This is a genomic window from Thioalkalivibrio sp. (genome assembly GCF_041685615.1).
Lineage (GTDB): Bacteria > Pseudomonadota > Gammaproteobacteria > Ectothiorhodospirales > Ectothiorhodospiraceae > Thioalkalivibrio.
In genome coordinates this window covers 1-11,782 of sequence record NZ_JAWLFK010000021.1, presented here as the reverse complement: position 1 = coordinate 11,782, position 11,782 = coordinate 1, and the positions used below count along the sequence as shown (strand labels likewise).

The 11,782-nt window shown below is 68.5% G+C and carries 10 protein-coding genes and 1 pseudogene; 1 reads left to right on the top strand and 10 read right to left on the bottom strand.

Annotation, left to right across the window (positions count from 1 at the left end; all coding sequences use genetic code 11):
- A pseudogene (locus tag ACESLR_RS06010) lies at positions 1 to 2,358 on the top strand (DEAD/DEAH box helicase); the annotation flags it as partial.
- 330 nt (positions 2,359 to 2,688) lie between these two features.
- On the opposite strand, the gene hisC reads toward ACESLR_RS06010, so the two are convergent.
- From hisC to ACESLR_RS05960, 10 genes are all read right to left on the bottom strand, one after another.
- Complete coding sequence (gene hisC, locus ACESLR_RS06005) at positions 2,689 to 3,783, bottom strand: histidinol-phosphate transaminase (RefSeq protein WP_373024869.1); 1,095 nt, start codon at positions 3,781 to 3,783, stop codon at positions 2,689 to 2,691.
- Positions 3,780 to 5,081 carry a histidinol dehydrogenase gene (gene hisD / locus ACESLR_RS06000; protein WP_373054387.1) on the bottom strand — a complete coding sequence of 434 codons (1,302 nt, stop codon included), beginning with the start codon at positions 5,079 to 5,081 and terminating at the stop codon, positions 3,780 to 3,782. Before hisD ends, hisC begins: the two co-directional genes overlap by 4 nt.
- 15 nt (positions 5,082 to 5,096) lie before the next feature.
- Positions 5,097 to 6,164 (bottom strand): 3-deoxy-7-phosphoheptulonate synthase, encoded by a 1,068-nt coding sequence (locus ACESLR_RS05995; RefSeq protein ID WP_373024871.1) that lies wholly within the window; start codon positions 6,162 to 6,164, stop codon positions 5,097 to 5,099.
- 11 nt (positions 6,165 to 6,175) lie between these two features.
- Positions 6,176 to 6,826, bottom strand: coding sequence for an ATP phosphoribosyltransferase (hisG, locus tag ACESLR_RS05990; protein ID WP_373024872.1), 651 nt, complete (start codon positions 6,824 to 6,826; stop codon positions 6,176 to 6,178).
- Positions 6,827 to 6,863: 37 nt separating this feature from the next.
- Positions 6,864 to 8,123 carry a UDP-N-acetylglucosamine 1-carboxyvinyltransferase gene (gene murA, locus ACESLR_RS05985; protein ID WP_373024873.1) on the bottom strand — a complete coding sequence of 420 codons (1,260 nt, stop codon included), beginning with the start codon at positions 8,121 to 8,123 and terminating at the stop codon, positions 6,864 to 6,866.
- 110 nt (positions 8,124 to 8,233) lie between these two features.
- Positions 8,234 to 8,551 carry a lipid asymmetry maintenance protein MlaB gene (locus ACESLR_RS05980; RefSeq protein ID WP_373024874.1) on the bottom strand — a complete coding sequence of 106 codons (318 nt, stop codon included), beginning with the start codon at positions 8,549 to 8,551 and terminating at the stop codon, positions 8,234 to 8,236.
- Positions 8,548 to 9,213, bottom strand: coding sequence for a phospholipid-binding protein MlaC (locus tag ACESLR_RS05975; protein ID WP_373024875.1), 666 nt, complete (start codon positions 9,211 to 9,213; stop codon positions 8,548 to 8,550). Before ACESLR_RS05975 ends, ACESLR_RS05980 begins: the two co-directional genes overlap by 4 nt.
- Before the next feature lie 317 nt (positions 9,214 to 9,530).
- Positions 9,531 to 9,989 carry an outer membrane lipid asymmetry maintenance protein MlaD gene (gene mlaD / locus ACESLR_RS05970; protein ID WP_373024876.1) on the bottom strand — a complete coding sequence of 153 codons (459 nt, stop codon included), beginning with the start codon at positions 9,987 to 9,989 and terminating at the stop codon, positions 9,531 to 9,533.
- Positions 9,990 to 10,022: 33 nt separating this feature from the next.
- Positions 10,023 to 10,805: a lipid asymmetry maintenance ABC transporter permease subunit MlaE gene (mlaE, locus tag ACESLR_RS05965; RefSeq protein ID WP_373024877.1), complete on the bottom strand. Its 783-nt coding sequence runs from the start codon at positions 10,803 to 10,805 to the stop codon at positions 10,023 to 10,025.
- Complete coding sequence (locus ACESLR_RS05960; RefSeq protein ID WP_373024878.1) at positions 10,798 to 11,631, bottom strand: ABC transporter ATP-binding protein; 834 nt, start codon at positions 11,629 to 11,631, stop codon at positions 10,798 to 10,800. The genes mlaE and ACESLR_RS05960 overlap by 8 nt, the downstream gene beginning before the upstream one ends.
- Positions 11,632 to 11,782 lie beyond the last annotated feature (151 nt).

The window sequence follows — 11,782 nt, the reverse complement described above, 5'->3', positions numbered from 1 at the left end:
GTGCTGCGCCTGGCCGACAGCGAGGACCTGCCCGAGCTGGACGCCTTGTTCCCCGACCCGGAGGAGCTGGAGGAGGCGGTCACCCGCGAGCTGAGCAACTCCACCCTGTTCGCCAGCGCCTTTCGCGAGAACGCGGCGCGCGCCCTGCTGCTGGTGCGCAACCGCCCGGGCCAGCGCACGCCGCTGTGGGCGCAGCGCCTGAAGTCGCAGCAGCTGCTGGCCTCGGTGCGCGAGTACGCGAGCTTCCCGGTGGTGCTGGAGACCTACCGCCAGGTGCTGGTCGACGTGTTCGACCTGGAGGCCCTGCGCGAGATCCTGCGCGGCGTGCAGGAGCGCCACATCCGCGTGCACGAGGTAGAAACGCCCCGGGCCTCGCCGTTCGCGCGCAGCCTGGTATTCGCCTACGTCGCCGCCTACATCTACGAGCAGGACGCGCCGATGGCCGAGCGCAAGGCCCAGGCGCTCACGCTCGATCGCGGGATGCTGGCCGAGCTGCTGGGCCAGGCCGAACTGCGCGAACTGATCGACCCCGATGCCCTGGCCGAGCTGGAGGCCGAACTGGGGCACACCACGGAGGCCACCCGGGTCCGCGACGCCGACGAGCTGCATGACCTGCTGCGCCGGCGCGGCGACTTGACGCCAGACGAGGTCGCAGCCGCATCCGACGCCGACCCCGCCCCCTGGCTGCAGGGCCTGGTCGAAGGCCTGCGTGCGATCGAGGTCCGCATCGGTGGCGAACCGCGCTGGATCGCCGCCGAGGACGCCGCGCTGTACCGCGATGCCCTCGGCGTGGTGCCCCCACCCGGCCTGCCTGCCGCCTTTCTGGAACCCCCGCAGCGCCCGCTGGAACAACTGCTGCGGCGCTACGCCCGCACCCACGGCCCGTTCCGCGTGGAGGAACTGGGCGTTCGTTACGGCCTCGCGCCGGGCGCGTTGCTGCCTGCACTGGAGGCCCTGGAACGCGCCGGCGTGCTGCTGCACGGCGAGATCCGCCCGCAGGGCCAGGGCGAGGACTGGTGCGAACTGGACATCCTGCGCCGGCTGAAGCGGCGCACCCTGGCGCGGCTGCGCGACGAGGCCGCGGCGGTGGATGCCCGCGCGCTGAGCCGCTTCCTGCCCGCCTGGCAGGGCCTGGCCGAACCCGGCCGCGGGGCCGGCGCCCTGCGCGACACGCTGACCCAAATGGAGGGCATCGCCCTGCCCTGGTCGGCCTGGACCGCCCATGTCCTGCCGATGCGGGTGCGCGACTTCTCGCTGGATGCGCTGGACCGCATCACCGCCTCCGGGGAGTTCGTCTGGGTAGGCAGTGGCGCGCTGGGCCAGCGCGACGGGCGCATCCGCTTCCTGCGCCGCGAACAAGCGATGGTGCTGCTGGAACCGGACACGCCCGAGCCCGACACGCCCGCCACCGATGACCCGCTCGCACGGGCGATCCTGGAGACCCTGGACCGGCGCGGCGCCTGCTTCTACCTGGAGCTGGAACGCGCGGCCCGCAGCGCACAGCCGGAAGCTCGCCAGGACGCGATCGAGGCCGCGATCTGGGACCTGGTCTGGGCCGGGCAGATCACCAACGACACCTTCGCGCCGCTGCGCAGCCTGGGCCAGCGCAGGACCTCGGCGCGCGTCCGGCGACGCCCGGGGCAGGGTCTGGCGGGCGGGCGCTGGTCACGGGTCGCCGAGCTGATCGACCCCCGCGTGTCGCTGACCGAGCGCGCCCGCGAACAGGCCGAAAACCTGCTGGCCCGCTACGGCGTGGTCAGCCGCGAGATGGCCCGCGCCGAGGGCCTGCCGGGCGGCTTCGGGCGCGTATATCCCGTCTACCGCGCGATGGACGACGCCGGCAAGCTGCGCCGCGGCCACTTCGTCGAGGGCCTGACCGGCGCCCAGTTCGCCCGCGCCGGCGCGGTGGACCGCCTGCGCGCGCTGGAGCGCACGGCCGACGACACCCCCGAGCCGCAGTGGCTGGCCAGCGTCGACCCCGCCAACCCCTGGGGCCAGCTCCTGCCCTGGCCGCAGCCGCCGGAGGCCGCCGAGGGCCGCCTGCGCCGCGTCGCCGGGGCCCTGGTCGCGCTGGCCGGCGGCCAGCCGCTGCTGTACCTCGCCGCCTCCGGCCGCCAGCTGTTCGTCTGGGAGAACATCCCCGGCATCGACACCGGCGAGGCCCACGCGGCACTCGTCAGCGAGGCGATCCGCCAGATCGCCAGCAGCAACTGGCTGCCGAAGCGCCGCGGCGTGACCATCGAGGGCATCAACGGCGAACCGGCGCGCCAGTCCCGGTTCGCCGCCGCCCTGCGCGCCGGCGGCGCACTGGGCGAGGTGCGCGGGCTGCGTCTGGAGCCCCCCGCCGGCCGTCGCTAACCCGACCTGCAGGGTAAGGGCCAGAATAGCTTTTCACCACAGAGTGCACAGAGGTCACGGAGAAGTTCGGGGCGCGGTTAACAGGAAGATGGGAAGGCTGGAAGAAGGGCTTTCGGGTTGTGAAAGGTCAGGCGAACTCCCGCGCTGAGCGACATTCACACGAACCTCGTCATCCCGGCCGTAGCGGAGCGGAGAGCCGGCACGGTCCGCAAGGCGTGGACCTTGCAGTTGGCAAATCACACCCACAGAGCCGTGCGCTCTCAGGAACGGCTCCGTGCTCTCTGTGCACTCCGTGGTGCAACAAGAACCAACGTGGCAATCGGCAAAGCGTCAGGCGGAAAGGGCCTGCCCCAGAGCGGCGAGGAAGGCGTCGTTTTCGTCGGGGCGGCCAACGGTTACGCGCAGGCAGTCGGCGAGCAGGGGATGCGCGCGGCCGACGTCCTTGATCAGGATCCCGGCGTCGCGCAGGGCGGCGAAGGTCGCGTGCCCCTGTCCCGTGTGTACCCGGAACAGGATGAAGTTGGCCTGGCTGGGAAAGACCTGCTCGACGCCCGTCGTCGCACTCAGGCGTTCGCTCAGGCGGTCGCGTTCCTCGACGATGCTCCGCGCCTGGGCATCCAGCGTATCGCGGTGCGCCAGGGCGAAGGCCACCGAGCGCTGGGTCAGGGTGTTGATGTTGTACGGCAGGCGCAGCCGATCCAGCGCGTCGATCCAGGCCGGGGTGCCGGCCAGATAGCCGAGCCGCGCACCGGCCAGCCCCAGCTTGGAGACCGTACGCATCACCATCAACCCATCATCCGCGCCGACCCGCGAGAGGAAGCTGTGGGCGGCGAATGGGGCATAGGCCTCATCAACCACGGTAACCCCCGGATTCGCATCGACGACCGCCTCCACCGTCGCGGCGTCGTCCAGCGTCCCGGAGGGGTTGTTGGGGTAGGCAAGGAACACCACGGCCGGGTTGTGCTCGGCCATCGCCGCGCGCATCGCCTCGAGATCCAGGGTGAAGTCCGCGTTCAGGGGTACGCCGACGAACGGCACGCCCAGCGCCCGGGCCAGCACGCCGTACATCACGAAGGTCGGCTCCGGCGCCAGCACCGGACGCCCGGAACCCGCCACCGCCGTGATCAGGATCTGGATGAGTTCGTCGGAGCCATTGCCGAACATCAACCCGGCCGCCTCGGGCACACCGTAGGCGGCGCGCACCTGTGCGGCCAGCCCCAGTGCCTGGGCGTCGGGATAGCGATTCAGCTGCGGATCGCGCAGGGCCGCCAGCCAGGCGTCTTCCATATCCCCCGGCCAGGGATGCGGGTTCTCCATCGCGTCCAGCTTGATCAGGCCGGTCGCGTCGGCCACCTGGTAGGCCGGCTGCGCCAGCACCTCCGGACGCATCAGGGCGTCCGGGGTCCGGGTCGCACGCGCGGTCATCGACTGCGCAGTTCGGCGGAGCGCGCGTGGGCGGTCAGGCCCTCGCCGTGGGCCAGCGCCGCGGCGGTCTCGCCAAGCTTGGCCGCGCCCTCGGCCGAGCAGTGGATGATGCTCGAACGCTTCTGAAAGTCGTACACGCCCAGCGGCGAAGAGAAGCGCGCGGTACGCGAGGTCGGCAGCACGTGGTTGGGGCCGGCGCAGTAGTCGCCCAGGGCCTCGGAGGTATAGCGGCCCATGAAGATCGCACCGGCGTGGCGCAGCCCGGCATCCAGCATCGCCTGCGGATCGGCTACCGACAGCTCCAGGTGCTCCGGGGCGATGCGGTTGGCCACCGCGACGGCCTCGGCCGAGTCGCGCACCTTCACCAGCGCGCCGCGCTTGTCGAGACTGGTGCGGATGATCTCGGCGCGCGGCATTTCTTCGAGCAAGCGGTCCATGGCCTCGGCCACGCGGTCGAGGAACGCGTCATCCCAGGACAGCAGGATGGACTGGGCCTGCTCGTCGTGCTCCGCCTGGGAGAACAGGTCGGCCGCGATCCAGTCGGGATCGGTCTCGCCGTCGCAGACCACCAGAATCTCGGACGGGCCGGCGATCATGTCGATGCCGACGGTGCCGAAGACCTCGCGCTTCGCCGCAGCGACGAAGATGTTGCCGGGACCGACGATCTTGTCCACCGCCGGGATCGTCTGCGTCCCGTAGGCCAGTGCGGCCACGGCCTGGGCACCCCCCACGGTGAACACGCGATCCACGCCGGCCACGGCGGCCGCGGCCAGCACCAGATCGTTCAGCTCGCCATCCGGGGCGGGCACGACCATCACCAGCAGTTCGACGCCGGCGACCTTCGCCGGGATCGCGTTCATCAGCACCGAGGACGGGTAGGCCGCCTTGCCGCCGGGGACATACAGGCCGACCGAATCCAGCGCGGTCACGCGCTGGCCAAGAACGGTGCCATCCTCGTCGGTGAAGTCCCAGTCCTGCATGAGCTGGTGTTCGGCATAGCGACGGACGCGCGCGGCCGCAGTCTCGAGGGCCTTGCGCTGCTCCGGCGGAATCGACTCCAGCGCGGCCTGCAGCCGCTCGTGGGGGATCTCCAGCTCCGCGACCGCACCGCGATCCAGGCGGTCGAATCTGGCGGTGTAGCGCAGCACGGCGGCATCGCCCTCGGAGCGCACTGCGTCCAGGATCTCGTCGACCGCATCCCGCACACCGGTGTCGGCAACGGACTCCCAGGACAGCAGATGTTCCAGGGCCTGATCGAAATCGGGCTGCTGGGTATCGAGTCGGGCAATGGAGGGCATGGCGTATTCCTCGGTTCAGGCAGGCACGGTAGTCTTGCGGCGCACACGCACGGCGTCGGCCAGGAGGCGCAGGGTGGCCTCGCTGTCATCCCAGCCCATGCAGGCGTCAGTAATGCTCTGGCCGTATTGCAGCGGCCTGCCGGGCAGGATGTCCTGGCGGCCTCCGGTCAGGTGGCTCTCCAGCATGACACCCATGATGCGCCGGTCCCCGCCGGCGATCTGTTCGCCCAGCACACGCGCGACCTCGACCTGCTGCTGCGGATCCTTGCGGCTGTTGGCGTGGCTGCAGTCGACCATCACCATCTCCGGAAGCTCCGCCATGCGCAGTTCCTTGCAGGCCTGCTCGATGCTCTCGGCATCGTAGTTCGGCTGCTTCCCGCCGCGCAGGATGATATGGCAGTCGTCGTTGCCGGTGGTGGAAAAGATCGCCGAGCGTCCAGCCTTGGTCACCGACAGGAAGTGATGCGGCCGCGAGGCGGAACGGATCGCGTCGATCGCGACGCGCAGGCTGCCGTCGGTGGAGTTCTTGAAGCCCACCGGACAGGACAGGCCGGAGGCCAGCTCGCGATGCACCTGGCTCTCGGTGGTGCGCGCACCGATCGCGCCCCAGGCAACCAGGTCCGCGATGTACTGCGGGCTGATCAGGTCCAGGTACTCGGTGGCCGCGGGCATGCCCTTGACCGCCAGATCGCGTAGCAGCCCGCGCGCCACGCGCAGGCCCTTGTTGATGTGGAAGCTGCCGTCCAGGTCGGGGTCGTTGATCAGGCCCTTCCAGCCCACCGTGGTGCGCGGCTTCTCGAAATACACCCGCATCACGATGTGCAGCGCGTCGGAGAGCTCCTCGCGCAGGGTCTTCAGGTGATCGGCATAGTCCAGCGCGGCATCCACGTCGTGGATCGAGCAGGGGCCGACGATCACCTGCAGGCGGTCGTCCTCGCCGTGCAGGATGCGATGGCAGGCCTGGCGGGCCTCGGACACGGTGTCGGCGGCCGCATCGGTGATCGGCAGCTCGTCGCGTACGGTGTCCGGGGCGGACACCTCCTGGATCTCGCGGATTCGCAAATCGTCGGTATCGGCGGTCATGGTGTTCTCGGTTACGTCGTCGCGGGCGTGACGGCCTCCCGCAGGCCCTCGATGAGATTTTGAATGGTTCTATGTCGCATCTTCATGGCTGCCTGGTTCACGATCAACCGGGAACTGATGGGGGTAATCAGCTCCAGCGGCTCCAGGCCGTTGGCCTTGAGGGTGTTCCCGGTATCCACCAGGTCCACGATGTAGTCCGCCAGGCCCACCAGCGGCGCCAGTTCCATCGAGCCGTAGAGCTTGATGATCTCGACCTGCCGACCCTGCTGGGCGAAATAGTTCTGCGTGATATTCACGAATTTGGTGGCGATGCGCAGGCGCTGCTGCGGGTCCGGCTGCTGCCCCGGGCGCCCCGCCAGCATCAGGCGGCATTGGGCAATGTGCAGGTCGAGCGGCTCGTACAATCCGGCGGCGCCATGCTCCATCAGCACGTCCTTGCCGGCCACGCCGATGGACGCCGCGCCATGCTGCACGTAGGTGGGCACGTCGGTGGCGCGCACCACGACGATCTTCACGTCGTCGCGGTTGGTGTCGAGGATCAGCTTGCGCGTCTTGTCCGGGTCTTCCAGCAGTTCGATCCCCGCGCTGGAAAGCAGCGGCAGGGTGTCCTCGAGGATGCGGCCCTTGGACAGGGCGATGGTCAGGGCATTGGGGTCCATCATGGGTCAGGCGTTCGTCCGGTTCCGTGTGAGTCGCATATCAGACCGGTTCGCGACGGATGGTCGCGCCAATCTGGCTCAGTTTCTCCTCGATGCACTCGTAGCCGCGATCGATGTGATAGATGCGGTCCACTTCGGTCTCGCCCTCGGCCACCAGGCCGGCGATGATCAGGCTGGCCGAGGCACGCAGGTCGGTCGCCATGACCGGGGCGCCGACCAGCCTTTCCACACCCTCGACGATCGCGGTATTGCCCTCGATGGTGATGTGGGCTCCCATGCGCTGCAATTCCAGCGCGTGCATGAAGCGGTTCTCGAAGACCGTCTCCACCACCGAGCCCGTGCCCTCGGCCACGGTATTCATCACCATCATCTGGGCCTGCATGTCGGTCGGGAAGGCCGGGAACGGCGCGGTGCGCAGGTTCACCGCCTTCGGGCGCCGGCCTTCCATGTCCAGTTCGATCCAGTCCGGTCCGGTATCCACGCGCGCGCCAGCCTCCACCAGCTTGGCCAGCACCGCATCCAGCAGCTCCGGACGGGTGTTGCGACAGCGCACCCGTCCGCGCGTCACCGCGGCGGCCACCAGGAAGGTGCCGGTCTCGATGCGATCCGGCATTACGTCGTATTCGCAGCCATGCAGGCGCTCCACCCCCTGCACCCGGATGGTATCGGTGCCCGCGCCCTGGATCTTCGCGCCCATGGCGGTCAGGCAGTCCGCCAGGTCGGTCACCTCCGGCTCGCGCGCGGCGTTCTCGATCAGGGTCTCGCCCTCGGCCAGGGTGGCGGCCATCAACAGGTTCTCGGTGCCGGTCACGGTGACCTGGTCGAACACCACGCGGGCACCCTTCAGGCGACCCGCCCGGGCGCGGATATAGCCGCCATCGACGTCGATCTCCGCTCCCAGGGCCTCGAGACCGCGCAGGTGCAGATTCACCGGACGCGACCCGATCGCGCAACCACCCGGCAGCGAGACCTCGGCTTCGCCGAAGCGCGCCAGCAACGGCCCCAGCACCAGGATCGAGGCGCGCATGGTCTTGACCAGATCGTAGGGGGCCACGCACTGGGTCAGGGTGGTCGGGTCGACCTCGATGCGCATGCGCTCGTTGACGGTCAGGCTCACGCCCATGCGCCCGAGCAGTTCCATGGTCGTGGTGACATCCTGCAGGTGCGGGACGTTGCCAATGGTCATCGGCCCGTCCGCCAGCAGGGTGGCGGACAGGATCGGCAACACGGCGTTCTTGGCCCCGGAGATCCAGACCTGACCCTCGAGTCGGTCGCCTCCGGTGATGATCAGCTTGTCCATGGGGTGCCCGGATTCGCCGCCGGACCGACCGTGATCCGGCGAAACACGCCATGATAACGAATCCGCGCGGGCCTCGCCCGTTCGCCCGCCCGCGACACGTTCTGGGCCACTCACGCCACGGAACGGGCCGCGGAGTCGGTGATGATGGACTCCAGGTCGTATAACTCGAGCAACGGTCGCAACCCCTCGGGAAGCGGCTCGAAGACGAGGGTGCACCCCTGCTCGCGGGCCCGCCGCCAGAGGATGACCAGGAAGGCCACGCCGGCGCTGTCGATGCGCCCGGCCTGGGCAAGGTCCATCCGGGCGTGCTCGGGGAGTTGCGCCGTCAGCCTGCGGACCCGTGCCTCCAGCCCGGCCACCGTCGCGAAGGTCAGCGGCCCGCTGACTGCCAGACCGCCTTCATCCGCCCGGATCTGCGCATCACTCACCGGTCGCCGGCCCCATTGTCGGGGGTCACATCCCCGACAGCGTCCTCGATCAGCCCCTCGTCCCCGTCCTCCAGGCGCGCGATCAGGGCATCCAGGCCGTCGCGGTTGATCTCCTCGTTGAAGCGGGTGCGAAAGTTGCCCACGAAGCTGAGCCCCTCGGCCTCGACGTCGAAGACTTTCCATTCGCCGTTCACCGGGCGCAGACGGTAGTTGACCTGGATGTTCGACTGGCCCGAGCCCATCACCACCTCGGTCGCGACGACGGCCATACGCTCGTCCTGGCGCGAGCGGCGTTCGATCACGCGCACGTCCTTGTCCAGATGATCCGCCAGCTGCACCCCGTAGGCCTGCAGCAGGGTATCCCTGAGTCCCTCGGTAAAGCGTTCCCGCTGCTCGTCGGATGCATCGCGCCAGTGGCGCGCGAGGACCAGGCGGGACATGCCTTCGACATCCACTCCGGGCAGGACCTGATCCTCGATCACGCCAATGACGAAGTCGGGGTCCTCCTGGGCGCGTTCCTCGTTGTCGCGCAGCTTGTCGTAGACCGCGTCGATGGACTGCTTGATGATCTCGGTCGGGTTGTCGGCCTGGGCCGGTGCCACCAGCAGAAAGGCCAGCAGCCCCAGCGGCAGGATCCGCATGTAGTCGCGCAACCATGTCATGTCTCTTGCTCCCGGTTTGGATCGTTCTAGGCAAACACTGATTAATGTACACGCTCGCGCTCGAGGCGCTTTCGCGTGCGAACAAGGCGCGGTGACTGCCGTGCAGTCACTCTGCACAAGGGCGCCGCAACGCCGTGCGCATGCGGAAGCGGCCGAGCCCCTTCGTTTATTGAATTGTCGGGTTGGCGCCCCAGGTTCCCCGATCCTGCGTTGCGCCGCTTGCGGGTAGAACCACTACCCGCTGCACGACGCGCCTTGTCTCGGAAACCTGGGGTGCCAACGCGAGTGTGTACATTAATCAGTGTTTGCCTAGGCGCTCAGTCGCTTCCCATATTGGTCATGAAACGGCCGATGAGGTTCTCCAGCACCAGCGCCGACTGGGTGAACATCACTTCGTCACTGTCCTGCAGGGTCTCGGTGTCGCCGCCCGGCTCCAGCGCAACGTACTGCTCGCCCAGCAGCCCTGCGGTATGGATGGCGGCCTGGGTATCCATCGGCAGGTAGTCGTGCTCCGAGCGGATCGCCAGGGTCACCTCGGCACGAAAGCGCTCCGGATCGTAGCGGATATCCGCGACCCGGCCGATGCGTACGCCCGAAACCGTGACCGGGGCCCGCGTCTTGAGGCCGCCGATGTTGTCGAAATAGCCCGTCACCGTGTAGGTGTCGCGATCATGGTAGTCGGTCACATTGCTGACTTGGACCGCCAGGTAGAACAGCGCCCCGATGCCCAGGAGCACGAAGGCGCCGACCGCCAGTTCGAAGAAACGTACCTGCATTATTGCCACCTGTCCTGGGTAAACACCGTTTGGTCAGCCCGCGCCGAACATCAGCCCGGTCAGGATGAAATCGAGGCCCAGCACCGCCAACGACGCGACCACCACGGTCTGGGTCGTCGCGCGCGAGATGCCCTCGGAGGTCGGCTGCGCGTTGAAGCCCTGGAACACCGCGATCCACGTCACCACGAAACCGAACACAACGCTCTTGATCACGCCGGAGAGCACATCCTCGTTCCAGTCGGTCACCGACTGCATCTGCGAGAAGTAGGCCCCGCTGTCCACCCCCAGAAGGCCGACCCCGACGAGGTAGCCGCCCATCACACCCACGGCACTGAAGATCGCGGCCAAAAGCGGCATGGACAGGAACCCGGCGACAAAGCGCGGCGCGAAGGTTCGGCGATAGGGGTTCACCGCCATCATCTCCATCGCCGAGAGCTGTTCGGTGGTCTTCATCAGCCCCAGCTCCGCGGTCAGAGCGGAGCCGGCGCGCCCGGCGAACAGGAGCGCGGTGACCACCGGCCCCAGCTCGCGCACCAGCGACAACGCGACCACGCCGCCCAGGGCCTCGGCGGCGCCAAAGTTCACCAGCGTGATGTAGCCCTGGTACGCGAGCACCATGCCGACAAACAGCCCCGAAACGATGATGATCAGCAGCGAGCGCACGCCCACCGAGTACACCTCGGCGAGCGTCAGGCCAAAACGGCGGAGGACAATGTCCAGGCTGGCCAGCACCCGCATCAGGAAGACGAATGCGCGACCGAACACCACCAGCGCGTTGATCGTGGCCCGCCCCACCGAGGCGATCGCGTCAGTCATCGCGGTGCTCCCCCTGCCCCAGCAGGTCGTCGCGGTAGGACGCACCCGGGTAATGAAACGGCACCGGCCCGTCCGGACGCCCCTGCAGGAACTGCGCACTCCAGTCGGAGGCGCGCGCCTCCAGTTCGTCCGGCGGCCCGGCATCCACTACGCGGCCATCGGCGATCAGCACCACTTGGTCGGAGATCGCCATCGCCTCGGTCACATCATGCGAAACCAGCACACTGGTGAGTCCCAGGCTTTGATTGGTCCGGCGGATCAGGCTGACGATCTGACCCATCGTGATCGGATCGAGCCCGGCGAAGGGCTCGTCGTAGAGAATCAGGCCGGGGTCCAGCGCGATAGCCCGCGCCAGGGCGACGCGCCGCGCCATGCCCCCGGACAGCGAGGCCGGGTCCAGGTCGCGCGCGGCGCGCAGCCCCACCGCCTCGAGCTTCAGCAGCACCAGCGCGTGCAGCACATCCTCCGGCAGGTCGGTGTGCTCGCGCAGCGGAAACGCCACGTTCTCGAACACCGAAAGGTCCGTCAGCAACGCACCGCTCTGGAACAGCATGCCCATGCGCTTGCGCAGGGCGTACAGCCGCCGTGTGGAGAGCTTTGCCACCTCCTGGCCATCCACCCAGATGCGGCCCTTGTCGGGGCGTAGCTGGCCGCCGACCAAGCGCAACAGCGTGGTCTTGCCGCTGCCGCTGGGGCCCATCACGGTCGTCACCTGTCCGCGCGGGATGCGCATCGAGAGGTCATCGAAGATCACCTTGCGCCCGCGCCGGAAGCGCAGGTTCTCGATCACGATATGCGGACTGTCTTCCACTGCCGGGTCAGCCACGCGCGCTCCTCACCCTTAAGGAAACACTGACGAATGTACACGCTCGCGCTCGAGTCGCTTTTGCGTGCGAACAAGGCGCGGTGACCGCCGTGCAGTCATTCCGCACAAGGAAGCCGCAACGCCATGCGCGTGCAAAAGCGGCCGAGCCCCT

What these genes read in the sequence shown, in the direction of transcription:
- hisC (WP_373024869.1), bottom strand. Translation starts at nt 3,783, where the DNA reads ATGACCGCGCGTGCGACCCGGACCCCGGACGCCCTGATGCGTCCGGAG.
- hisD (WP_373054387.1), bottom strand. Translation starts at nt 5,081, where the DNA reads ATGCCCTCCATTGCCCGACTCGATACCCAGCAGCCCGATTTCGATCAG.
- ACESLR_RS05995 (WP_373024871.1), bottom strand. Translation starts at nt 6,164, where the DNA reads ATGACCGCCGATACCGACGATTTGCGAATCCGCGAGATCCAGGAGGTG.
- hisG (WP_373024872.1), bottom strand. Translation starts at nt 6,826, where the DNA reads ATGATGGACCCCAATGCCCTGACCATCGCCCTGTCCAAGGGCCGCATC.
- murA (WP_373024873.1), bottom strand. Translation starts at nt 8,123, where the DNA reads ATGGACAAGCTGATCATCACCGGAGGCGACCGACTCGAGGGTCAGGTC.
- ACESLR_RS05975 (WP_373024875.1), bottom strand. Translation starts at nt 9,213, where the DNA reads ATGACATGGTTGCGCGACTACATGCGGATCCTGCCGCTGGGGCTGCTG.
- mlaD (WP_373024876.1), bottom strand. Translation starts at nt 9,989, where the DNA reads ATGCAGGTACGTTTCTTCGAACTGGCGGTCGGCGCCTTCGTGCTCCTG.
- mlaE (WP_373024877.1), bottom strand. Translation starts at nt 10,805, where the DNA reads ATGACTGACGCGATCGCCTCGGTGGGGCGGGCCACGATCAACGCGCTG.